36 protein-coding genes and 1 other RNA gene are annotated in these 20,688 nt (G+C 64.3%); 1 reads left to right on the top strand and 36 read right to left on the bottom strand.

The window, feature by feature from the left end; all coding sequences use genetic code 11:
* Nucleotides 1-24: 24 nt before the first annotated feature.
* The 35 genes from ACM0M4_RS06350 to ACM0M4_RS06180 form a co-directional block, all read right to left on the bottom strand.
* Nucleotides 25-423, bottom strand: a complete 399-nt coding sequence (locus tag ACM0M4_RS06350) for a hypothetical protein (RefSeq protein WP_012613793.1) — start codon at nucleotides 421-423, stop codon at nucleotides 25-27.
* 9 nt (nucleotides 424-432) lie between these two features.
* Nucleotides 433-1,539 (bottom strand): phage protease, encoded by a 1,107-nt coding sequence (locus ACM0M4_RS06345; RefSeq protein WP_050396499.1) that lies wholly within the window; start codon nucleotides 1,537-1,539, stop codon nucleotides 433-435.
* Nucleotides 1,540-1,757: 218 nt separating this feature from the next.
* The gene (locus tag ACM0M4_RS06340; protein WP_039026731.1) at nucleotides 1,758-1,979 is read right to left on the bottom strand and encodes a winged helix-turn-helix domain-containing protein; all 222 of its coding nucleotides are present in this window, start codon (nucleotides 1,977-1,979) and stop codon (nucleotides 1,758-1,760) included.
* Nucleotides 1,969-2,127: a hypothetical protein gene (locus ACM0M4_RS06335; RefSeq protein WP_162836647.1), complete on the bottom strand. Its 159-nt coding sequence runs from the start codon at nucleotides 2,125-2,127 to the stop codon at nucleotides 1,969-1,971. Before ACM0M4_RS06335 ends, ACM0M4_RS06340 begins: the two co-directional genes overlap by 11 nt.
* A gap of 5 nt (nucleotides 2,128-2,132) precedes the next feature.
* Nucleotides 2,133-2,405: an anti-CRISPR protein AcrF2 gene (acrF2, locus tag ACM0M4_RS06330; RefSeq protein ID WP_015972868.1), complete on the bottom strand. Its 273-nt coding sequence runs from the start codon at nucleotides 2,403-2,405 to the stop codon at nucleotides 2,133-2,135.
* Nucleotides 2,406-2,535: 130 nt separating this feature from the next.
* A complete protein-coding gene (locus ACM0M4_RS06325; RefSeq protein WP_121379781.1) occupies nucleotides 2,536-3,003 on the bottom strand; it encodes a phage virion morphogenesis protein in 468 nt (155 codons plus the stop codon).
* The gene (locus ACM0M4_RS06320) at nucleotides 3,003-4,289 is read right to left on the bottom strand and encodes a phage head morphogenesis protein (protein WP_121401957.1); all 1,287 of its coding nucleotides are present in this window, start codon (nucleotides 4,287-4,289) and stop codon (nucleotides 3,003-3,005) included. The genes ACM0M4_RS06325 and ACM0M4_RS06320 overlap by 1 nt, the downstream gene beginning before the upstream one ends.
* Nucleotides 4,289-5,875: a DUF935 domain-containing protein gene (locus tag ACM0M4_RS06315; protein ID WP_121379792.1), complete on the bottom strand. Its 1,587-nt coding sequence runs from the start codon at nucleotides 5,873-5,875 to the stop codon at nucleotides 4,289-4,291. The genes ACM0M4_RS06320 and ACM0M4_RS06315 overlap by 1 nt, the downstream gene beginning before the upstream one ends.
* An 11-nt stretch (nucleotides 5,876-5,886) precedes the next feature.
* Nucleotides 5,887-7,662, bottom strand: coding sequence for a hypothetical protein (locus tag ACM0M4_RS06310; protein ID WP_121379791.1), 1,776 nt, complete (start codon nucleotides 7,660-7,662; stop codon nucleotides 5,887-5,889).
* Complete coding sequence (locus ACM0M4_RS06305) at nucleotides 7,659-8,159, bottom strand: DUF1804 family protein (RefSeq protein ID WP_033992104.1); 501 nt, start codon at nucleotides 8,157-8,159, stop codon at nucleotides 7,659-7,661. The genes ACM0M4_RS06310 and ACM0M4_RS06305 overlap by 4 nt, the downstream gene beginning before the upstream one ends.
* 8 nt (nucleotides 8,160-8,167) lie before the next feature.
* On the bottom strand, nucleotides 8,168-8,356 hold the full coding sequence (locus tag ACM0M4_RS06300; RefSeq protein WP_003094538.1) for a hypothetical protein: 189 nt from the start codon (nucleotides 8,354-8,356) through the stop codon (nucleotides 8,168-8,170).
* A gap of 4 nt (nucleotides 8,357-8,360) precedes the next feature.
* Entirely contained in the window at nucleotides 8,361-8,531 is a 171-nt protein-coding gene (locus ACM0M4_RS06295) for a hypothetical protein (protein WP_418314478.1), read from the bottom strand.
* The gene (locus ACM0M4_RS06290; protein WP_121379790.1) at nucleotides 8,467-8,868 is read right to left on the bottom strand and encodes a hypothetical protein; all 402 of its coding nucleotides are present in this window, start codon (nucleotides 8,866-8,868) and stop codon (nucleotides 8,467-8,469) included. Before ACM0M4_RS06290 ends, ACM0M4_RS06295 begins: the two co-directional genes overlap by 65 nt.
* A complete protein-coding gene (locus tag ACM0M4_RS06285; RefSeq protein ID WP_012613781.1) occupies nucleotides 8,865-9,107 on the bottom strand; it encodes a hypothetical protein in 243 nt (80 codons plus the stop codon). The genes ACM0M4_RS06290 and ACM0M4_RS06285 overlap by 4 nt, the downstream gene beginning before the upstream one ends.
* On the bottom strand, nucleotides 9,107-9,523 hold the full coding sequence (locus tag ACM0M4_RS06280; RefSeq protein WP_121379789.1) for a structural protein: 417 nt from the start codon (nucleotides 9,521-9,523) through the stop codon (nucleotides 9,107-9,109). Before ACM0M4_RS06280 ends, ACM0M4_RS06285 begins: the two co-directional genes overlap by 1 nt.
* Nucleotides 9,523-9,993 carry a hypothetical protein gene (locus tag ACM0M4_RS06275; protein ID WP_010791912.1) on the bottom strand — a complete coding sequence of 157 codons (471 nt, stop codon included), beginning with the start codon at nucleotides 9,991-9,993 and terminating at the stop codon, nucleotides 9,523-9,525. Before ACM0M4_RS06275 ends, ACM0M4_RS06280 begins: the two co-directional genes overlap by 1 nt.
* Entirely contained in the window at nucleotides 9,938-10,285 is a 348-nt protein-coding gene (locus ACM0M4_RS06270) for a hypothetical protein (protein WP_016068581.1), read from the bottom strand. Before ACM0M4_RS06270 ends, ACM0M4_RS06275 begins: the two co-directional genes overlap by 56 nt.
* Before the next feature lie 102 nt (nucleotides 10,286-10,387).
* Nucleotides 10,388-10,837 (bottom strand): Mor transcription activator family protein, encoded by a 450-nt coding sequence (locus ACM0M4_RS06265; protein ID WP_031806171.1) that lies wholly within the window; start codon nucleotides 10,835-10,837, stop codon nucleotides 10,388-10,390.
* Nucleotides 10,830-11,231, bottom strand: coding sequence for a gp16 family protein (locus tag ACM0M4_RS06260; RefSeq protein WP_121379788.1), 402 nt, complete (start codon nucleotides 11,229-11,231; stop codon nucleotides 10,830-10,832). Before ACM0M4_RS06260 ends, ACM0M4_RS06265 begins: the two co-directional genes overlap by 8 nt.
* Nucleotides 11,228-11,524 (bottom strand): hypothetical protein, encoded by a 297-nt coding sequence (locus ACM0M4_RS06255; protein WP_003099427.1) that lies wholly within the window; start codon nucleotides 11,522-11,524, stop codon nucleotides 11,228-11,230. Before ACM0M4_RS06255 ends, ACM0M4_RS06260 begins: the two co-directional genes overlap by 4 nt.
* An RNA gene (locus tag ACM0M4_RS06250) (hammerhead ribozyme type II) lies at nucleotides 11,525-11,596 on the bottom strand. It lies immediately after the preceding gene.
* Nucleotides 11,595-11,864, bottom strand: coding sequence for a hypothetical protein (locus ACM0M4_RS06245; protein WP_015972857.1), 270 nt, complete (start codon nucleotides 11,862-11,864; stop codon nucleotides 11,595-11,597). The genes ACM0M4_RS06250 and ACM0M4_RS06245 overlap by 2 nt, the downstream gene beginning before the upstream one ends.
* Nucleotides 11,865-11,866: 2 nt before the next feature.
* On the bottom strand, nucleotides 11,867-12,073 hold the full coding sequence (locus ACM0M4_RS06240) for a hypothetical protein (protein ID WP_003094506.1): 207 nt from the start codon (nucleotides 12,071-12,073) through the stop codon (nucleotides 11,867-11,869).
* 1 nt (nucleotide 12,074) lies between these two features.
* Nucleotides 12,075-12,356 carry a hypothetical protein gene (locus ACM0M4_RS06235; RefSeq protein WP_003094504.1) on the bottom strand — a complete coding sequence of 94 codons (282 nt, stop codon included), beginning with the start codon at nucleotides 12,354-12,356 and terminating at the stop codon, nucleotides 12,075-12,077.
* Nucleotides 12,357-12,358: 2 nt separating this feature from the next.
* Nucleotides 12,359-12,667: a hypothetical protein gene (locus tag ACM0M4_RS06230; RefSeq protein ID WP_003094501.1), complete on the bottom strand. Its 309-nt coding sequence runs from the start codon at nucleotides 12,665-12,667 to the stop codon at nucleotides 12,359-12,361.
* 1 nt (nucleotide 12,668) lies between these two features.
* Nucleotides 12,669-13,046 (bottom strand): hypothetical protein, encoded by a 378-nt coding sequence (locus tag ACM0M4_RS06225; protein WP_004365122.1) that lies wholly within the window; start codon nucleotides 13,044-13,046, stop codon nucleotides 12,669-12,671.
* Between the two features lies 1 nt (nucleotide 13,047).
* Nucleotides 13,048-13,566: a host-nuclease inhibitor Gam family protein gene (locus tag ACM0M4_RS06220; protein WP_004365124.1), complete on the bottom strand. Its 519-nt coding sequence runs from the start codon at nucleotides 13,564-13,566 to the stop codon at nucleotides 13,048-13,050.
* Nucleotides 13,567-13,582: 16 nt separating this feature from the next.
* Complete coding sequence (locus tag ACM0M4_RS06215; RefSeq protein WP_003094482.1) at nucleotides 13,583-13,894, bottom strand: hypothetical protein; 312 nt, start codon at nucleotides 13,892-13,894, stop codon at nucleotides 13,583-13,585.
* Entirely contained in the window at nucleotides 13,857-14,270 is a 414-nt protein-coding gene (locus ACM0M4_RS06210) for a hypothetical protein (protein ID WP_031670550.1), read from the bottom strand. Before ACM0M4_RS06210 ends, ACM0M4_RS06215 begins: the two co-directional genes overlap by 38 nt.
* Nucleotides 14,271-14,370: 100 nt before the next feature.
* Nucleotides 14,371-15,018 (bottom strand): hypothetical protein, encoded by a 648-nt coding sequence (locus ACM0M4_RS06205; RefSeq protein ID WP_031670548.1) that lies wholly within the window; start codon nucleotides 15,016-15,018, stop codon nucleotides 14,371-14,373.
* Entirely contained in the window at nucleotides 15,015-15,767 is a 753-nt protein-coding gene (locus ACM0M4_RS06200) for an AAA family ATPase (RefSeq protein ID WP_023102198.1), read from the bottom strand. The genes ACM0M4_RS06205 and ACM0M4_RS06200 overlap by 4 nt, the downstream gene beginning before the upstream one ends.
* Nucleotides 15,768-15,781: 14 nt before the next feature.
* On the bottom strand, nucleotides 15,782-17,776 hold the full coding sequence (locus ACM0M4_RS06195) for a DNA-binding protein (protein ID WP_235569942.1): 1,995 nt from the start codon (nucleotides 17,774-17,776) through the stop codon (nucleotides 15,782-15,784).
* A 67-nt stretch (nucleotides 17,777-17,843) separates the two neighbouring features.
* Nucleotides 17,844-18,053, bottom strand: a complete 210-nt coding sequence (locus ACM0M4_RS06190) for a hypothetical protein (protein ID WP_015649674.1) — start codon at nucleotides 18,051-18,053, stop codon at nucleotides 17,844-17,846.
* A complete protein-coding gene (locus ACM0M4_RS06185; protein ID WP_015649675.1) occupies nucleotides 18,053-18,487 on the bottom strand; it encodes a hypothetical protein in 435 nt (144 codons plus the stop codon). The genes ACM0M4_RS06190 and ACM0M4_RS06185 overlap by 1 nt, the downstream gene beginning before the upstream one ends.
* 2 nt (nucleotides 18,488-18,489) lie before the next feature.
* The gene (locus tag ACM0M4_RS06180) at nucleotides 18,490-18,846 is read right to left on the bottom strand and encodes a helix-turn-helix domain-containing protein (RefSeq protein ID WP_015649676.1); all 357 of its coding nucleotides are present in this window, start codon (nucleotides 18,844-18,846) and stop codon (nucleotides 18,490-18,492) included.
* 169 nt (nucleotides 18,847-19,015) lie between these two features.
* On the opposite strand from ACM0M4_RS06180, the gene ACM0M4_RS06175 reads away from it, so the two are divergent.
* Entirely contained in the window at nucleotides 19,016-19,729 is a 714-nt protein-coding gene (locus tag ACM0M4_RS06175) for a LexA family transcriptional regulator (protein WP_058162381.1), read from the top strand.
* A gap of 122 nt (nucleotides 19,730-19,851) precedes the next feature.
* Here the strand turns inward: ACM0M4_RS06175 and ACM0M4_RS06170 are convergent, their stop codons facing one another.
* A complete protein-coding gene (locus tag ACM0M4_RS06170) occupies nucleotides 19,852-20,406 on the bottom strand; it encodes a hypothetical protein (protein ID WP_221345509.1) in 555 nt (184 codons plus the stop codon).
* Between the last annotated feature and the right edge of the window lie 282 nt (nucleotides 20,407-20,688).

Here is a 20,688-nt window from a genome sequence, read left to right as displayed (position 1 = left end):
TCCGGTTCTCCGTTGGTGAGCCTGTTATTCCACCCACACGCCGTCCGGTTCGACGCCGATGATGCGGCCGGCCGGGGAGCGGGTTTCGGTGCCGTCCGTGGCGGCGACGGTCTGGTCGTCCACGATGTAGGCGGGTTTCATCAGGTGCGCCTGGGTGACGCTGCCGTCGTTCGCCCACTTGAAGGCGTTCAGGCGGCGCACGCGGACGACCTTGGCGCCGTCCGCGCCATTGCGGTTGTCCACGTATTCCTCAGCGCGGCCCAGGTAGGTCAAGCCGGTGGCGGTGCTGCCGCCTACGGCGAACCCGGTAGCGTTCGCCACGACGATGGCGCCGGCGAAGACCTGGACGTTGGCCGCTACCGGCACGCCGATGACCTCGGCGTCCTGAAGCGGGGTGTTGCGGTCGGTGGTCAGGGCGGTCATAGCGCCTCCTTACTGGCCTTTCAGGGTCTTGAGGTAATCCTCCGGCTTGATCTGCATAGCCGAGCAAACCGCGAGGGCGGCCTCGTCCAGCTGGTCAACCGAGGTAGGCACCGAGGTACGCCCGGCGCTCTGCTGTTGGGTCAGGGCGGCGATGGGCTTGGCCTGGCCCAGGTAGTTCTTCAAGCCAGCCAAGTCCTTGGCGCCGTATTCACGCGCCCAGGGCTCCATGGACGGAATGAGTCGGCCCTCCTGGATAGCGCTGTTGATCAGGCCGTCCAGCTCGCCGCCGTTGATGCGAGAGGTCAGCTCCGCGACCTGGCCCTGGAGCTGGGCGACGGCCTCAACGGGCACATACTTCGCCGGGTCAGGGTTACCGGGAGCGGCGACCTTCAGTTGGGCGGTGGCGGCGGCGATCTGCTCGACGTCGGCGTCCTTGGCCAGGCCGAGGGTTTCGCGCAGCTTGGCCAGGTTGGTGGCCTGGGCGTCCAGGGCCGGCTTAAGGGCGGTCAGGGCCGCAATGGCCTCTGCCTCGGTCGTGCCTTCTTTCAGCGACAGGGCCGCGATGATGGCTTTCAGGAGTTCATCCACAGGGGTTTCCTCGTCGGGGTGGTAGAGGCCAAAGGTCGCGGCCGCTCGGCGTGCGAGGGGCTCCAGACCGTCGATGGCGGGGTCATTTGTCATTGCGCCCATGAGGATGGAGAGGACCGTGCCGTCCGGGGCGTAGCTGAAGACGGGGCTGAAGTAGAGGTACTCGCCGTCCTCGATCAGCTTCGCGGCGCGGGCGGTGTATTCGACACGCCCCCACAGGCCGGAGCCTTCGCGCCATTCGAAGTCCAGGAAGCGGCCGGCAGCGGGCGCAGGCTGGCCGTTCTGCTCTTTCTTGAGGGTCTGGTGCTCGTAGTCCAGGACGGGCGGGGTCTTGCGCGACCGTGCGCGCTCGATCACTGCGGCGGCACTGGCGGCATCGATCCGCCAGCCCGGCACATCCATAGGGCGCCCATCCATGGGCCAGAACTCACCGGCAGGCGTTACTTGAATCCAGGCGCTGCCGTCCTCCAGCTTGGGGAGCTGGAACGAGCAGGCGGCGATGGCAACGTGTAGGCGGTTCTTCTTCATGCCGCCATGGTGGCGACGGTCGAGCGCGGCGGTTACGGGAAGGGGTTCAACGACTGCGGAAACCGTCCGGCGCCATCTTTTGGCCAATCCCTGGCACGCGGATGGCGATGGAACGATTTCTAACGGGGTTCTAACGGGGTTAACGCACCGACTCTGATGCGAGGTAGCGGCTAACCCCGTTTCGGCGCGTGTAGCGCGTTTGCGGGCGGATCAGGTGATCACGCAGATGGCGGGTCGTTCGCCAGGCACTCCAGGGCGAACTGGACGGTATACGGCGCGGGACGGTAGCCCTCCTTGACGTCCTCGCTCAGGTAATAGCGCATCACCCTGTCACTGAGGCCGAGCAGCTCGGCTGCGCGCCGCTGGCTGATGCCAGCTTTCTTGAGCAGCCCGCGCAGGTAGCGCGGGTCTGGATTGTGGTTGGAGGCGTCAGGCTTCAGCACCGAATGCCTCGACTTGCATGGCGACCTTCTCCTCGGTGGAGAGGGCCTGGAATTCCTCTTCGGTCATTTCTGCGTTGGGGTCCATGTACTCGCCCCACAGGCGGAAGTCTTCAGCGATTTGTTCGTATGTGTGCTGGGTGCTCATGACTTTCACTCCTCCTCGACCGATTCAAGCAGACGCTCGATCTCCGACGCTTCGGCGGAGCGAGCTTCGTCGTCCAGCCAGTCCGCATAGCCTTTGATGCTGTCTGCGTCGTCGGCATCCATCGCGTACTGGGTAGTGCCCGACTGGATCAGGACGCTGTTGTCGTCGAACGTGTACTTGGTATAGCCCTCGCCATCCCATACCTGATCTTTAGCGATAGCGATGGCTTCGGCGGCTTCGCACGCTGCGACAGTATCTTTGTGCTGCTGAGCGATCATTTGTGCGGTCTTAGTCATGGTGTCTCTCCTTGGGTTCGCCTCGCCGTTGTGGCTGGCATGACGCTAGATTAGGCACATTGTGCCTAATTCGCAATAGGCACAATGTGCCGCTTGTCCGAATTCATTTCCCCTAACGCCCCTGGGATAGAGCAGCTAGAAGGACGTCCAGGACCGCATCGCGGGCGCTTGGCTTGAGCTGGCCGTTTCTGAGGACCGGCAGATACGGGCGCGCTGGGATTGTCACCTTACGGCCTCGTCCAGCCTGGCCGCCCAGCTGCTGGATAGCTGCGTAGGTCAGATTGGAGCCGATCTGCGCCTGGTCACGGTCGGCGCGGGTTGTGATCGAGCGCGCCAGGGCGTTGGTGACCTGGAGAATCGGATGCGCGCTGCGCCCCTTCGCCGCTCGCGCTGCAACGGTAACGGGGCTCAACTGGGGCCATCCCGGCCCCTCGTCCATGAACGCAAACTCCGTCTCGGCCATCAGCTCAGCAGCGATGCCGCGCATCAGCGGCAGGGTGTCGGTTACTGCCGCGTAGAGCGCCGCCAGGCGCTCCTGGACCTCGCGGTCCACCAGTTCCAGCTCGATGCGATTGGCCATTAGCGAACCCTCCTGTAACGGCCCAGGGCGAGCCCGTCGTCGATACTTTCCATCGTCACCTCTGTAACCTGGCTGATGTTCTCCATTTGGCCCGGCCCATAGACGCCACCGCGCAGCCGAACCGCCAGGGTAGAGTCGCCGTCCTGGACGACATAGACCAGGGATTCGCTGCCACGCTCCCACAGCACCATGGCGGGCTGAGCCAGGCGCTGCGGCAGGTTCGCCAGCTGCTCGCGAGCGACCGGGCTGTTACGGATCACGGTGTCGCTGGCCGATACCACGCCAGCCTGGAGCTGGGCACCCTGGGCAGCCGCATAGGTGATGTCGGTCGGATCGAGAACGCCGACCGACATCGTCTGTCCCTGGGGCGACGTGGAGCGGTCCACAAACGCTTGCCAGGCGAGCTGGCGTACCGGGTCCAGGAGCACGTCCTGGACCTCGCCGAGGGCGGCAGGCGCTCCCAGGGTGCGCTCGGCCTTGTTGTACAGCACCTGGTCCATCAGGGCGCTCTGTATCGGGCTGCCGTCGAACCCGGCATCGGGGCGAAATTGGATCTTCCGACCGGCCCGGTCGGTCGTCTCCAGGGTGGTCAGGGTCTGTTCCCGAATCTCCCCCGTCCGCTTGTCTACGCCCGTCTCGACGGTCACCTGGCCGGTCTTTCCGACGCTGGATTCGACCGTCAGACCACGGCGACGCACAGCGGCCGCCGTCAACGGAACTATTCGGCACCGGCAGTTGTAGCCATTCGGCGGCATGATGTGTTGCCAGATCGGGTCGTCCCAGCGGAACACCTTGCCATGTAGCGCCGCATGGCTGGGCCGGGTGACGCTGTCCATGACGGCCACATACATCCAGTAGGGGTGGGTTTCCCTGGCCTCGTATGCGGCGGCATAGCGCCCGGCCATGTAGGCCGATTGCATGTTGGTCTGATAGATCGTTTCCAGCCGGCGCGGGCTGCCGAGCTGGGCGACCTCGGCGCCACCGTCCGGCGCAACCACTATCTGACGCCCCCACCAGCCCTTGGCCTCCAGGATCGGCCGCAGGTTGCGCTGGAAGTCGCGCAGCGTTCCGCCACGTTCCAGGTTATCGACCAGGGCGTCGCGGATGTCCTGGAGCACGTCCAGGCGTGCCGCCTTGGCCACCGTCAGCGCTCGGGCATGGGTGGCCGCGTCAACATCGTGCCAGTTCCAGGTAATGGCGAACCCCTTGCGCTCCAGGTACTCGATGGCGGCCTCCGGCCGCATGGCGAAGATGGCCCGCAGATCGGCCTCGGTTGGCGTGGCCATCAGTCGATCCGATCCAACGTGCCATTGAGCCGGCCCCAGGTGTCGGCCACGAACAGCAACCGATGGAGGGCATCCGCCAGGGCGCTATCGTCCATATCCGGGAATGCCTCGGCCAGCGCGCCGAGCAGCTCTGCCTCGCTACCTCCGCGGCTGATCACATCCAGGAGCGGCGCGACCAGGCTATCGGCCTGGTTTTGCATGTCCTGGGCCGGCAGGCTGGCCAGCACCTGGTCCAGCGCTTCCTGATCGCGGTAGCGTGGTCCAATCACCTGGGCCAGCGCAGCGACGCGAGGACCAGGGCGCCGGCTCAGTTGAGCGATGCCTGCGCCAGCCTGATCGACCAAGACTGCCTCGCCCTTGGCCGGCAGCGGGATTCCCAGTTGCTCCTGGACCCAGTTGACCGGAACCTGGACGCCCAGCTTGACCAGGGGCGGTAATGACGTTGCCATGGCGGCCAGGTCGGCCCGGTCCTTGAGGTCGAACACCAGGCGGGGGGCGCGGCGTGCGTCGAGGTTGCCGGAGCGGTTGAGGACCAGGAGGGGCCAGAGTAGATCGCGACTCAGCGTGGCGGCGAGCTGGCGGGCATCCGCAGCCAGTAGGTCATGGCGCACCTCGTTATGGACCTGCCCCAGGGCATAGGCACCACCGCCCGACTCGCTGGTCTGGCTGGTGAGCGTGCCGCCCAGGATGGCCTTCGACATCGAGTCATCGCACCAGCGCATCATGGCCATGAACGGCTCGGCCGAGCCTTTCGACGCTTCCTGGAAGTCGATAGACATACTCTCGGGGATGATGCCCGCTGCGGCATGGCCGAGGCCGGTCACGGCTCGCAGCAGGGTTACCTTCTCTTCGTCGGGCGTGCCGGGCGGGTACTTCCCGAGCCGGATCGGCAGACCGTAGATTTCGAGCATTTCCGCTAGGTCGGCCGTGGAGTAGTGCTTGAACAGGTACGGCCAGGCCAGTACCCGGAACAGCCCGCTACGCGCCACGTATCCCGAGCGCGAACGCGGCTTGTGCATGATCCAGCCGAACGGCTGGAGTACCTCGCCCGCGATGCTGTTATCGCGCAGGCGCAGCTCGTCCTGGTCGTCCGGGTTCAGTTGAAACCAGCTCTGCGGCCGGTGGTCGAAGGCCTGCGGCAACCACTCCCGCCCCTGGAGCGACCAGTCCAGCTCGATAGCGCTATAGCCGTGGCCGACGCCGTCCATGCAATCGAGCATGAGGTCTTCAATGCCCTCCAGGTCGAGCAGCAGCTCGTGGAGATACTCCGCGTCGGCCTTCTCTGCGGCCGAGGCGTTGCGCGGCGGCTCGATGGTCCAGTCCAGGCCGAGGACAGCGCGCTTGCGCTTGCTCATTTCGGCGAACAGGTGGGCGTCGCGTTCCTCCATGTCCATGAACAACTCGGCCTGAGCCTGGAGTTGACCCTGCTCGGCCTCGATCAAGATGCGAGCCAACTTGGCCGGGGTCAGCCCCTTGGCCGGGTGGTTGGCGAACTCTTTGGCCAGGCCCGTCAGGTGCGCGGTCTGCTGCTTGCGCAGCTGCTGGGTTCGCAGGGGGTTGCCGTAAATATCCACGATGGTGGCCATCGTTGCGTCTCCTACCAGTCGCCGCCCATGCGGCCACCTATGTCAAAAGAGTCTTTGAACTCACTGGAATCCGCAGAGCTGCGACGGCCAGGCACCGGGGTGAATTCATAGGAACCAGCGCGGGTGCTAGCGATCATCCAGAGGATCGACAGGGCGCAAAGGCCGTCGTAGTGGTGCCCGGTCTGCGGTTCTGGCCAGCTGTCCAGCTCGTCGAGCAGGGCGACCAATCCAGGTGAAAACAGAATCCGTGGCGCAAATGCGTCGTTGATGAACGGCTCCATGGCATCGATTCGAACGGACTGGTCCGCCATGCTGGTAACACCGACCAGAGGGAGCGCTACGCGCTGCATCAGCGCAGCCTTGGCGATGTTCTGCCGCTGGATTTCGAATGCCCCGTTGTTCTCGAAACCGATAGCGCGCATCTGGTACTCCCTTTGCGCCTTGATCAAGTCCGATTCCAGTTTCGAGGGGACGCGCCGCTTGATGGCCGCCTCTATGACGTTGAGTACCTGTTTCTCGGTGTCCCAGCCCCCCACGATGATTGCCGACGGGTCGGACTGTGCGCTCGCCCCGACAGAGGGGTCGCAGGCGCCAAACATCTGCCAACGGCCGGAGCGCATGACCCAAAAGCGCGGGTTGGTAAACGTCTTGTCTTCATCGGATCGCGGGTCGCCTTGCAGCTCGGTCGCGAACGCGGCTTTGTTCTTCGCCCGCTGACGCATCAGCCAGTAGAGCGACCGGACACCTGGCCAACTGGTGACGGCCCCCAGTTCCATCTGCTCGCGGTTATCCTGGTAGAACTGAAACGACGGCAGAGCGCTATCGGGCGCGACGCTACCGCGCTCGGCGTATTGCTCCATCACAGGCTTGTCGTCGTTGAGCATCACCTCTTCGCAATGTGCCCATAGGTCCATGTGGGCGGGGAACGTCTCGATAGCGCGGAAGTGGTGGACCAGGTGCCCGACCGTGCGTTTGGCTCTGCTGATCGGATCGTCCTTATTCAGCACTGTGCCCACGCCTAGATATTTGACGGAGCCATCCGGTGGGCCGAGGTAGTCGATAGCCTTTTCCAGCCAGTCCCAGCGGTTGTTGCGCTCGGTCGGGGACTTGGCCTCTTTGTCGGTGATCAGGTCATCGCCCAGGAGCAGCTTGGGACGGCTCGCGCCGTGGAATGTGCCCCGGATCGCCTGTTCAGCGCCGAAGGCCTCCAGCTTGACCCCGGAGAGGGAAACAAACTCGCCGATCTTCCAGACGCTTCCCTTGCCGCAGACTTCGGGGAAGTCCAGGGACAGGGAGGCGTTTACCAGTAGCTCGGTCTTGACTACTTCCAGGAGCTTGGTGGGCAAGCGCGTTTCGGCGCCTAGGAGCGTGATGTAGTCGACGAAGTACGGCGCCGGGCCGGTCATGCCCAGTTCGGCCCGAATCTCCGGTCGCTGGAGCAGCCCCTGGACAACGACATAGCACGGCCCGACCTTGGTCAGCAGTGAGGACTTCGCCTCGCCACGCGGAGCTACCCACCATTCCTTGAGGCCGCTGGAGGTGCTGATGAGCTGGGGAAAGCGCTTGAAGAAATGCGCATGGAACAACGAAGCAGGCGGCCGGATGTGGTGCGGGAAGTAGGTATACGCGAAGAACTCGAAATCGCGATCTACCAGTACGCGACGGCGCCGCTCGGCCCGAGCTTCCGGGGAGCTATCGAGGCCGACCTGTTGCGCCTCGATGTCGCGGCGCAGCTGCTGCGCCATGGCGGATAGTTCACGTAGGAACTCTTTTTCCTCGGCGTTCATTTCAGCCCCTTAGCGACTACTTCCCCGAACGGCTCCAGAATCTCGGCGAAGGCCTGGACGTGCTGCGGGAACTGTTCACGGATGAAGGCCGCCAGGCGCTGGATGACTTCCATTGCAGTGGCCAGGCTGGAGGTTTCCGGTAGTACCCGCTTCGATGCGCTGATCGACTTGTTGTAGGCGTCGGCCAGGCTGGCGAGCATCTGCACCTTGACCGCTGGCGTGATCGCGCTGTCCACCTGGATCGCCTCCATGGTGGCCTGAAACTGAGTCACCAGGCCGGCCAGCACCTGGCGCGCCACGTCCTCCAGTCCGCCACCGGCCAGCAACTGCGCCGATTGCGCCCTGTCCCAGTCGTCCCCCTCGGCTTCCGCCTGCTGTTTCCAGCGGCGAGCGGTGCCATAGGAGACGCCGAACATGGCGGCCGCGACCTCCAGGGACTGGCGGTCGAGGACGTAGGCGCGGCGCAGGGCGTCGCGGGTTTCCTTCGGGTGCGCCATGGACTACCTCAGATACCGAGCTTGATACGCGCCGCGAGCAGGCCGCAGGCAACCAGGCCACCCGCCAGCGCGCCGGCCGCCGAGCCGTACAGCACGGCCTTGCGTTCGATCTGCGGGAATCGGTCTTCGAAGCGCTCCAGGCGGCCGTCGATGCGTTGCAGCAGTTCGAACTCAGGAGAGGCTTTCTTTTCGGTCATCGGATCAGTCCTTTTGAAAGTGCCGCACGGTGTCCCAGTGCAGGCCGGCGCAGGCGCCGTATTGGTCGTAGAGTTGTTTGAGGGCAATTGCGGCGGCATCGGGGCTGTCATCAGTCATCGCCACCGGGGTCGGGCACGGTTGAGCCAAGGCCGCCGGTAGTGGCCTGGGCGGCACGTTGACGGGCGGTTTCGAGCTGCTGCATGACGCCAGCAGGAAAGCGGCAGGCAGCGCGATCAGCAGCGGTTTCGGCCAGGGCATGGCGAAGCTCCCGAGTAGTTTGTTGGTCGCTGTCGGCCCGCTGGGCCAGGCGCTGGAAAAGAGCCGCGCTGGTGTCCTGGACCGCCTTCAGTTGTGTCGCCGATTGCTCCAGGACGTCGCGATATGCGCGGGTCTGTGCGTCGGCGCAGGCGGCGCGCCCATCGGACAGGCCAGCCTCGCGACCGCCCCACCAGCCGGCCGTCCAGACCATCACCAGGAGCACAAAGACAATCAGGTCGGCGCGCCAGGTCACGGCGATTTCTCGACGCTGAGCTGGACCTGGTAGGACGCAACGGTCTGCATGAAGCCGTAGGCGAACGCCCCGCCCAGGCCATAGGCGAGGCCTGCGGCACCAATTGCCATGAAGACCAGAATCACGACGCGGGCCAGCAGGTCGCGGAGATAGAGGCGTATCCAGAGCCAACGATTGGCCGGGTCTTCACGGCAGATCGCGAACAGATCGCTGAGGCTGATTCCGCTGGGGCGCTGCATCACAGCACCTCCCGCACGGCCTGGGCGATCTGCTCGGCGCTGTAGGGCTGCTGCCCGTTTTCGTACCGAATGATCGCGGTCACCAGGGCGGCCAGCGTGTCCTGGTCCATGTGCAGGCCGGCCTGCGGCGGAACCCCCATGGCTCGGGCCACGGCCGTGGCATATGCGCGGGTGTCGTTCTCGTTGGACGGCGCCCAGCGTGCGATCAACGATTCGACGGTGCGCAGGCCGTGGACCTTGCGATAGTTCAGCAGCAGCTTTGCCAAGGCGCGGATTCCGTTATGTGCGGTATCAAAACGGGCGAAACGCGGCTCGACCTTCGGGTTGTGCGGGAGCTGGCCCTGCCAGTTGTTGCGTGCCGACCAGACGATGTTGCCGGGGTTGTTGTTGCGGATGCCGCGAGGTTGAAGGGCCATCAGGTGTTCTCCAGTTTGCGTTTTACCCACTGGGCGAACGCGCCCAGCCATGAATCGCCGTCCCGCTCAAACAGGCGCAGGGCCGCCCCGATCAGCCACCAGGCGGGCAGACCGGCAATCACCAGGAGCGGAGCGGAAACGAACAGCAGGCCGACTGCCGGCTCCAACTGGTAGAGCCCGGCCACCACCTGGGCGGACTCGAACAGCTCGGGGCGGTTGGAGTGCAGGTAAACGACCAGGATCGGGCCGAAGACGCTGGACGCGACGATGGTGCAGAACAGCCGGGCAAACCCCTCTTTCATGGTCCTGGGCCACAGGACCAGGAAGCCCAGGGCGGCGGCCAGGGCGCCCGCGCTGATATGGATGCCAAACATTTTCAGCAGCGCGGCGCTGCCGGCCGAGGTGGATGCGGGATCAGGCATTTGGTGCTTCCGTTGCGAGCGCTGCCCGAATTGCGGATAGGTGCGCATTGCCTACCTCCGGGGCGGATTTGGTGTAGTTGGATATGCGGAAATCGGTGTCGGTGACGCGGGGAGCTGGAGGCGGGCCGCGCCGGATCGACTCGGCGCGGTGGTCCATCATCTGGCGATACGCCTTGACCTTCGCGAAGGCGTCCTCGACGTGAGCCCGAACAAGCGGCTGCCAGTTGACCGGGCAGGCTTCCAGCAGAGCGTTACGACGCTCGCGGCTGGGCTCGGCCAGGATGGCGGCGGCGTAGTCGCGGGGGCTGCGTAGAGACGTTGGGGGGCTAGATGTGCTCATGCCGCCATCCTGGCGGCGAGTGCGACGCGGGATTAGCGGAAGGGGTTCAACGGCTGAGACAGGATCGGCGCGGAGACGCCGGCCGGGGCGTTGCGCCCCGGCTTAGTGGAACAGGGTGGATTGCTGCGGTGCCGGCTCGCTCGGCCGGTTGACAATCTCCCATATCCAGCGGTCGGATAGGTTGTACTGGCGGGCTAGATCGCTGAGCAGGCTACGGGCGGTTTGCCCATCACGCAAGCCCTGTTCGAAGCGCTCGACGATCTCCAGATCGCGCCACCGTACCAGTGCTTTGTGGCAGCGGGCCACGTAAATTTCTTCGCCCCGATAGTGCGTGTGGAGCTGCTCCTCGATGTCGCTGCCCACCAGCTCGGCCAGCGCAGCCCGGCGCGCTTCGCCCCTCCGCGCCCGGCCCTCGGCTATCCGCCAGGACGTGCCGCCGAGCTGCTCGACCACCACCAGTGTGGCCGGCAGGCCGATGCGTCCGGCCATGTCGCGGACGGTATCCGGCAGCATGTCCTGGACCTCCCGAAGATCCACCTCAGACCTACTCATGGCGGCTCCTGTTGATGATAAGTGCCTGCATCAGCCGGTAAAGCTGGCTGTCGTCCAGCCATTCGACCCGCTCGACCTGGAACATGCGCCGGGCCATGTGGTCGGCGTAGCTCCAGGGGCGATGGGCGCTGGCCAGCAGTGCGGTGATTTTGCGCAGCACGGTTTGCCGGTTTTGCGGCACTTTTGGCGTCGCCCGGCCTTGCCGATTGCTCTTCGGTTTCCAGCCCAGGCGCTGGAGTTCGACCAGTACGTGGTCGATCTGGCGCGGCCCTAAGTCCTTGGCCGAGCGCACGCCCGCGACGCGAGCCAGCAATGCGCGATAGGTGTCATCGTCCATGCCCAGCTGGGCCTTGGCGATGTGGATTTTTGCGAGGTTGACGGCGCGTAGGCTCATCGCTTGGTCCTCCCTGGATGGCTTCTCTTTTGGATCAATTCGGCAAAACGTGACGCGTCACGCTCTGCAATTTCGGCAACGTTGTGTAGGAGCAAGGTGACCGCCTCGGCCGGCTCGGCGAAGCCACCGGCCGCGCAGATCAGATCGAGTGCATCAGCCGTTCCCTGGTACATGTCCATGTTGAAGCGGCGACCGCCCAGCGCAGCGCGGCGCAGGGCATCGCGCTCGCGCTTCGCCCGTTGGCGTTCTCGCGCCAGGCGGCGCTGGCGGTCCGTCTTGGTTTCGTTCGTCATGGGTGGCTGCTCATCAGTACCGGACCACCACGTCCGGCAGACCGTCCCGGCCAGGCCGGGGCGGTTTCGCTCAGTGGACGGTGCGGTTCTTGGCCGTGGTGTAGTGGATTTCCTGCTGCGGTTCCTCACCGCGAGCGCGCCGTGCCAGGCACTCGTCGCAGGCGCAGGAAACGGCGTTACCAACTCCGTTCTGCTTTGCGAGTTCTCGGCCGAGGGACATGGTCGATTGCATAAGGGCGTAGGCGATCTTCGATGCTTCGGAGTCGTGCAGCGGCGGGCCTTGCATGGAGAAATCTATTCCGCCTTCGGTGTCGCTGAGGGTGATGGTGTATACGGCCATGGCTATGCCTCCTTCTGTGCGGATGCCTGCTTTTCCAGCTGGCGGATGCGGGTGCGAATTTTCTGCTCGACGATCTTCTGGAGGCCGGTGACCGCGAGCGCGGCGCGGCATTGCTCCAGGTCGAAGCCGGCAACGGCGCGGAGTCGGCTATCGACGTCTACGGCGCCGTAGCTCTGTCCGGGGTGATTGAAGGGGTTGGACTGCTGCATTTCACACCCCCAGCGCACGGAAGCCGGGCCGATCCTGCTGGCCCAGGGTCTGGATGTACCGGGCGATGGAGCCCAGGTTTTCGCGGTCGGTGGCGTCGGGGCTCACACCCGGCACGCGCCGGGCGACTTTCTTGCCGACCTGGTGCGGCTCAGCGGTTGCAAAGACCGCCGCCCGCACGCTGGCCAAGTCGCCCACGGCAAGGGCGAAGTAGCCCTCACCTGGGTGTTCCTCCCGCAGCTCGATCAGGCCGTCGATGCGGCACATGGCGAACGTCTTGGTCATGATCAGAGCCCCTCCAGCAGCCGAATGGCATCGTGCGTGACCTGGGCCGGAGACTTCCGGCGAGCGCGTGGTGTAGCTGGGGCCGGCTCGGCCTGCGGCATGACCAATTGACTGGGGCGTACTATCGTCAACTCGACTTCCGGCACTTCGCCGACGGTGTACTTGAACCCAGCTCCAGAGGCGTAGTCGGCCTGAACCTCTGCGGCTCGACTCATGATGTCTATCAGCTTGAGTGCATCAGCCTGGGGTAACAGGAAGCGCTGATAGTCCAAGGTGACGATGCACAGCTGTTGCGCGCGGTTGCGGGCCATGTCACACCTCCTGTTTGGTGAGCGATAGCGGGAGTGTGCCAAGCCACTGGCGGGCCACTCGTAGGCCGATTCGGAAGCCGATGGCTTGGGAACCAGTGAGCCTGGCCGAGCCAATCCGAACCTCGGCCGTATCCGGCGCATTCAGCGCCTGATCAATCTTGCCCATCCCGTTCTGGTGCCAAGAGGTGAGCAGCTCAGCCACGCGCAGGAGGTCAGTGTTCGAACAGAAGTCCTCCAGCATTTCGCGCAGTTCAGCCTTGGCTTCCTCAGCGTTCTCGATGGCGTGGCCGTCGTCGAATGTGCCCCCGACCAGCGCCCAAGCACTGGCGAATACCTGGGCCTGCGACATGATGGTGTCGATGCTGATTTCCTCGGCCATGTCACTGCACCTCCGCTTCGAAAGGCACGATGGCGAAGTCTTCGATGCCCGTGTTCAGGGTCAGCCCCGGCAGCCCCTGGACGGCCTCGGGTTCGTTGAGGATCGCTTCCTTGTTCACCTCTTCCTTGGTGCGGATGAAGCGGATTAGCCCCTTGCTGCGCAGTAGCTCCAGGACCGCATCGGCGCCGCGCACAGTCACGGACGGGGGACGGATGCGCCACTGGACCTCGCCGGTCGTGAGGTTCGCGTACTTGACCTTGTTGTTGTCGGTCAGCTCGGCACGGTTGGCCTCGCACCAGGACTGGACTCCGCCCTGGAGGACCGCCAGGCGCTTCTTCAGGTCTTCGGCCGGCTCCGAATAGCGCTCGGTGATCTGGCCGATTTCATCGTTCATTGCGGTTTCCAGACGGGCCAGCTCGCGCTGGAGGTCGCCGATGTTCTTGATATCGCTGATGACCTGCTCGCGGGTCTGCGGTACGTAGACGGCGGCAGCGGATTTCAGACGTTTCTTCGGTGCCATGTTGGCGTTCTCCTGTTCAGTGGATTACGGATTTGCTGCCGGCGAAGTCGCGGTAGCTGATCGGTTCGCTCCAGGCCAGGGTGATGCCCTGGAAGCGGGTGATGTAACGGGTGCTGCCGGCCGAGGCGTCGCGCTGGAAGCCCATCAGGTAGCCTTTCTCCAGGAGCTGGCGGGCGTCATCTGCGGCAATGGTCACGCGCCCCTCTGTCGGCTCCAGGCGATGAAGGCGAACCCCCATGCGCTGGAGCAGCCGGGCGGCATCGTTGAAGGTGCGCAGGCTCTGGGCCAAGTCAGGCGTCAACACTTTCAAGGGCAATGCGGTTCTCATGGCCTTGTTCCTCTCGTTTCATGGGGGCGGTATGCGGGTTGCGTGGACAGGCGCGGCACGCTTTCCAGCAGCGCATCGCGACGGGGTTGTTCAGCGGCGCCGGCCGCTGGAGGTACTCGCTGCACTCGACCGAGGTCACCGCCTCGCCCAGGGCCGGGCACTCAATGCGGCTCAGCGCGGCCAGGACACGACGCTCGACGCGGATCGTCGAGGGCGACGGGTAGCGGTTGGCGAGGATGGTGCTGACGGTCGAACGGCTCATGCCGATTGCCTCGCCGGCTTTCGTCTGGCTGCTGCGGGCCACCTCGGCGGCCAGCAGCTGGACGAAGACGGGCGGACGCTCGCCCCAGGCCGACAGATCGATTGCGCGGTCCATTAGCACCCCCACTGCCAGGCAATGAGGCGGCGGCCAAGCATCAGGGCATCACCGGCCAGGATCAGCAGCAGGCCGAGGGCCAGGAAGATGCCGATGGGGATCAGTGTTCGGCGCATGGCGGCACCTCCTGTTCTGATTTCTTGGAGCGACTCCGGTTGTGCTGGTACTCGCCGTGCGAACTCCACATGACCTGATCAAGGTTCGGGTCGTAGACCTGGCGGCGCGTCTCGCGCTGGACGATGGGTGGCCGAGGGCCGGTGTAGCGGCCTGGCTTGAGGGCGTAATGGCGGCCGTTGCGGGTCAGGTATCCGGCGTTTTGGAGGTCGATGAAGTAGCGCTGAACGGTGCTGGGCGACACGGTCGTGCCAGAGGCCGCCACCGATGCGGCGATCTGCTCCGGGGTCGATGGACCGAGGATTCGCAACGTCCGCCAGACCGCCTCGGTGGTGTAACCCTGCTGGGATGGCTTGCCATCGGCGTTCAGGTTCGGTGCCTCGACGCCGTTGTCGCGGACCAGCTGGAAAACGACCTCTTCGCCGCGCTTGAATCCCCGGATCGCCTCGACGTAGCCGCCCAGGCGCAGGCAGGCGACATACTTCTCGACGGTCTTGTCGTGTTGGTTGGAGCGGCGCGCCACGCGGTAGACGGTGAACTCTTCGCGGTTGGCCCGGATGACTTCCCACATCTGCTGGCGGGGGCTCTTGCCCCCGACCATGGACAGGTGAGCCGGGTTTTTACCCAGGCTCATTTCGAAGTCCTCGGGCTCGGGGCCGCACCGGTGTACAGCTCCAGGTTCAGGCGCTGGAGGTCGGCCAGTTCCAGCTCGCGCCGGCCCTGAACGGTGGCGGCCTCGGCCAACTGCTCCAGGTTCACCGCGACGCGACGGACAGAGCCCAGGGACTTCTTCACCAGGTGCGCGAGCAGATCGTCAGCGATAGCCACTCCGGGGCTGTAGACCGGCGCCAGGTTGCGGGCGTCCTCCAGGGACACTGGCTGGGCCGGAACCCAGCTCAGAACGCGGCCATGGAAGCGTTCGAACTTCTTGAGCTTGGTCGGCAGCATTTCCTCGCCGATCAGCAAGATGGAGGCTTGGCTGGACTCGTACAGGTCGCGAATCAGCTCGACCTGGCCAGCGGCGACCAGGTGGTCCATTTCGTCGATGATCAGCGGGCGGCCGCTGGCGGCCAGTTCCTCGGCGATCTGGTCGGCCATTTCCGGGATGGTCCCGGCCGGCTTGATGCCCATTTCACCCAGGATCGACTTCAGCGTGTGCTTGCGGGTCCAGACGCTTTTGGCCTGGACGTAGTAGGCGCGGCGGCGATTGGCGACCCAGGCGGCCGAAACGGATTTGCCGAAGCCGGACGGGCCGTAGAAGCAGACCAGGCCGGGCAACGTGGAGGTACGCGACAGCGCTTTCTCCAGGGCGATATCGCAAAGGGCGATGTTGGCGATGTCGGCCATGCCATTGGCCAGTTGGGTGGTTTTCGGGGTGGTCATGAATACAGCTCCTTTCATGCTTGCCGCTGCTGGGCGGCGAATTCTTTGGATTTGGGGTAAACCTCGAACCACTGGGCGGCGTCCGGCTCGATGGGCAGGCCGGAGCGCTGCCGCTCGGCCAGCTCGCACCACTGCCGGTAGCGCTGGGCGGGAGCGGTCGGCAGGGTGAAGACCTGGGCGGTGGTGGCTTGGGTGGCGGCTGCGGCCGGGCGCGGTTCGTCGATCCGCTCGGCCTGCACTTCAAGGGTCGCGGCGCTGCGCGACCGGAGTTGCTCGGGGGTGATCGTGCCGAGGCCGGGGATGGACAGCGGCGCATCCATTTCCAGGGCATACCCGCCGTCACGCTCGGCGCGAATCTCGTCGAGGTGAGCCAGGGCGCGCTTCTCGCGGGCCTCTGCGCGTTTCTCGCGGGCACGCTCGACATACGAAGCTGGCATGTAGTCGCGGCTGTTGCCGTTCAGCTCTGCGGTGCAGAGGAAGCGCCCCTCGCCGTCGTAGACCCACACCTTGCTGGCGTCGTGGATGTCGTAGCCCACGGCCACCTGGTCGCCGTGGAATTCCTCCAGCTCGCGGGCGAAGTAGCGGTTGCCGATGAACTCCAGTTCGCAGCGGCGGACGGTGCGCAGTACCTGGGGCCGGAACAGCGGCCGGGCCTCGTCGTCGGTGACGCGCATCGGGCTGAAACCCTCCGCTTCGTGCAGCGCCCAGGCCTCGTTGGGGGTCATGTGCCGGCGGCGGCCGGTGTTCGGGTCAACGATGCGCGGCAAGCTGCTGTGCGGCCGGTCGTTGTACTCGGCAATCTGCTGTTCGCAGAACGCGACAAAAGATTCCCAAGACATCAGCGGCATGGTGCCGCCCTTGGCGATGGCCCGGCGCGTCAGCTTGAAGGTGGCCAGCTTGGCCTGGCGGTCCATGTCGGCGCCGATGTAGCCGGGCAGTTCCTTGGCGGCCCGAATCCACAGGCTCTGGTGGACGCGCTCAATCACGCCCCGCGCCTGGCTGTTGTAGGGCAGGCTGTTCTTCATATCGATGCCCAGGCGGCCCATAAGGCCGACCGCCTCGTCGCGCATCATGTGGTTGATGTAGCCCGAGCCGTTGTCCACGTAGAAGATGGCCGGAATGCCGCCCTTGGTGCAGGCGTCGCGCAGGGCATCGACCACCACCAGGGCCGACTCGGCCAGGCCGGTGGACCATCCCGGAATTCGACGGGTACGGATATCTATGATGGTGGTGATTTCCGGCCGGAAGGGCCGGCCGTGCAGCGGGTGTTGGACCTCGGCGTCGAACGTGTGGCCGTCGCAGGAATAGACGTCGGTCGGGAGTAGCTTGGTGAAGTCGCGGCGAATGAACGGGCGCAGCGCCTTGATTTCATGCTCACCCATGCGCCCGACCTCGCGGCTGACGTTGCCGACCTTGCGCAGGAACGCATAGACCTGGTCCAGGCTGGGCATTTGCCCCTGCCAGTGCTTCTCCAGCAGTGCATGGGCAGCGCGGGCGCTGCGCTTCTCCGGCCCTTGGTAGATCGTCATGAAGGCAGGCGCCCAGTCGGGAACGCTCATGTCCGGGCGGCGGACCTTCGGCACCAGGGCGCCACGCTCGGCCTGGTCCAGGAAGCGCTCCAGGCTGCGCACGCTCGGCAGGCCATCCGCGCTCGGGCGGCCGCGAGGATCGCGGGCCATCTTGAGCATAGCGAGCAGCTGCGGCTCGACCTGGCCGAGGCGCGCCATGTCCAGCATCAGGGTAATGGAGCGCTTCCGGCTGTAGCCGGTGCGGGCCATCATCAGGTCTAGGGCGTGCAGCACCCCCTGGCGGGCATCGGCGACCAGTTGCTGGCGGTTGGTTTCGACCAGGGCCAGCTGCGTCTCTTGGCGGACCACTTTGGTGGCCACCTCGCCCAGGGCGGCGTTCAGCAGTGCGGCGCGGGTTTCCTTCGGCAGGGCCGAAACGTGGTACTCGATAGCCTTGGTGCCGACGCGGCGCCGTCCACTCCACGACTTACGCTCGGCCATTGCTTTGACGTTTCGCGCGGTTCCGGGAACCCCTGGCAACCCTGCAAGCTCTTGGGCAGAGAACCATTCACTCATGGTCGCCCCCGACAGCTTTGCGCTGGGCGATCAGGGCGTCACCGAGGGCCAAGGCCGCCGATTCGAGCCAGTCGAGTGCGTCCCGATAGGAACGGTTGTGAACGGTGCTTTCGTCCGTAGCGCTGGCCTCTTTGACTAGGTTCCAGAACTCGGTGGCGTTCCGCAGGTTGTCGAGCAGCGGTTTGAGGTCGGTGTTTGTCATCACGGCTCCCCCAGGATTCGTTTCAGCTCACGCGCCTGCCGACCCGCTTCCTCGCGGGTCCGCTCCAGGCGGCCCAGTTCGGCGAGCAGTGCGTCTCGGCCATAGGCCACGCGGCCACCCCGCACATCGACCAGCCAGTTGGTCAGCAGGTGGCTCGCGCAGACGTCTTCCAGGAGGGCGGCGCGGTAGAAAGGCAAGTTGTGATCAACTCGGGCGGGACTCGACCAGGCGTCGAGCATGTTCTTGCTCACGTCATCGCCGGAGAGGCGCGACATGCGGGCGGCAATCTCGTAACGGTCGAGGTTGGCGGCCTTCAGTATTTCGCTGACCAGCTCGCTGACCTGGGCGGCGTAGTTGCACTCACCGGGTATAGCGCGAGCTGGCTGCGGAACATCGAAGATGTCCAGGGTGCGGTCGTCTTTGCGGCGGGCCATGTTCAAGCCCCCGCGTCGGCTTTACGCTGCGCTTGGTCAGCGTATCTGTTATTTTTCCCGGATCGGCATATGACACTGTCATATGCCTTGAGGGTTTCCGAACGATTGGGCCGTTGCCGCTTCGGATTCTCGTCGTCGAGCCAGCGCTCAGGCCACAGCACCAGGGGGCTGAGGTCGAGCACAGCGGCGATGGCGCGCTCCACCCGAGGGTAGGGATTCAGCTTGGCGTTTTTGACTGCCGGGCTAGATACGTCGAGGGAGCGGGCCACCTCGGCCAGGGACGAACCCCTGGCGCGGAGCTGGTATTTGATCCACTCCCAGCGGACGTTGTTGTCGCGGGGTATTTCGGTTCTGTTCATGCCTACGTTCCATCTCAACCACCGTGCAGGGTGGTTTTTTTGGGGTGTCTAACGTGACTTAGGGCATAAACATAGCGAGAAAATCCTCGCACATCAACGGATTTCCACTCATCCGTTTAGTTTTTCTTCGCACCCGTGCGCAGAAAAACTATGAATACTAGGAAAATCAATGGGTTACGAACAAACGGATGGCGCACCGACTGAATTGTCTGGGCATCCGATTCCTCAGGATGGAATCGGATACTTCAAAATCCGTCTGAAGCAGGCGATTTCCTCGCATAGCTTGCGAGGATTTTCTAAGGAATGCGGCTTGTCCGAGGCGACCCTGCGCAGTTATCTGTCGGGGGAGACTTTCCCAACCTTGGATCGACTTGAGCAGATCGCCCAGGCCGCAGGGACTTCCGCTATGTGGCTGGCTTTCGGCACCCCTATACCTGCGGAAGATAGTCGCGAGAAGGGAGACGACAATTACGCCTATATCCCTCTGTATGACGCTCGGGTGAGCGCTGGTCACGGCTCCTGGACAGAGGGGGCGCAGATACTCGCTCAGTTGGCATTCACTCGCTACAGCTTGCGGAAGCAAGGCCTGGAGATCGCGAATATGTCGGCCGTCCGCATCGGCGGTGACTCAATGGAGCCACTGTTGAGCGATGGCGATACGGTGATGATTGACCACAGTTGCAATGAGGTTCGTGACGACGCTGTCTACGTCATCCGCCTGGATGACCACTTGTACGCCAAGCGCGTCCAGCGGCAGATCAATGGCGGCCTGGCGATCATCAGTGCTAATCCGGCCTATCAGACAATGTTCGTGTCTAAGCAAGACTTGGAAGCAATCGACATTATCGGGCGCGTCGTATGGTCAGGCCGCTGGATGGCTTAGCGCTCATTCCGTGCCAATTAACGATCAATATTTTGCAATCCTTGCTCAATCCTGATCGATATTTTCCAAACACCCGCACGGTGCCTCTCCGGCTGGAGCCCTAGTGTTATAGGGGCTCTAGCCTATCCATCCCTCTTTTGGCATGTGTCAAAACAGTCACCTCCCCACATCGGCGCTACCCCCTCCTGATACCCAAGCCCCTCAAGGATCAGGGTTTCCTCGGCAGCCGAAATGCGCCTGTCCCGCGGCGGCCGGCTCTTCGGGCGCCGCACCTCGCGAACAGGGTTGGTCGGGCACCATCTCCACTCCCGGCGCGCCTGCTCGAACACGCTCGACAGCAACGTCATTTCGCGACGCACAGACGACGTGGCCACCGACTTCAATCGGTGATCGCGCCATGCTGCGATCTGATCGGCGCCGATATCACAGATGCGCTCGCCGACGAATTCCAAGTCATTGACCAGCTTGTCGAGTCGGATCTCTTCCCAGCGTTTGCCGGCCTTAGTGGGTGAGACTTCGTCCTTGTATTTCTCCAACGCCTCTTTCAGAGTGAAGTTCGATGCCCCTTTGGGGCTCCCAACTCCCGCCAGAATCTCGGCCTCCCGCTGAGTCGCCCAGGCCACCGCCTCGGCCTTGGTGGAGAAGGTGCCGGAGTCTCGAACGCCTTTCTTTGCCACCTCGGCGCGCCATCCGCCGCTTCGCTTTCTGTACGTTGCCACCACATGCCCCGCTTGGCGTAAATTTGGCGTAAAGGGTATCAGGAAATTACGCCAAGCTGCTGGAGGTTGCCGGGACGCAGCAAAGTAAACCCCCAGTAAATCAGGCTGTTACAGGAAAACGCAGGAAATCTCGGGATCCTACTGAGTTAGCCTAGGTGCCCTCCCGAGGCACCATCCTGACTTCCCAAGCGTTTCCAGGGGGAGCACAGGACAGCAGAGAAACCGGCCTTCGCGCCGGTT

The sequence above is a fragment of the Pseudomonas sp. 18-147 genome (assembly GCF_051048045.1).
Classification (GTDB): Bacteria; Pseudomonadota; Gammaproteobacteria; order Pseudomonadales; family Pseudomonadaceae; genus Pseudomonas; species Pseudomonas aeruginosa.
Note: the sequence above shows the minus strand (reverse complement) of the source record. Positions and strands in the feature narration are given on the sequence as shown.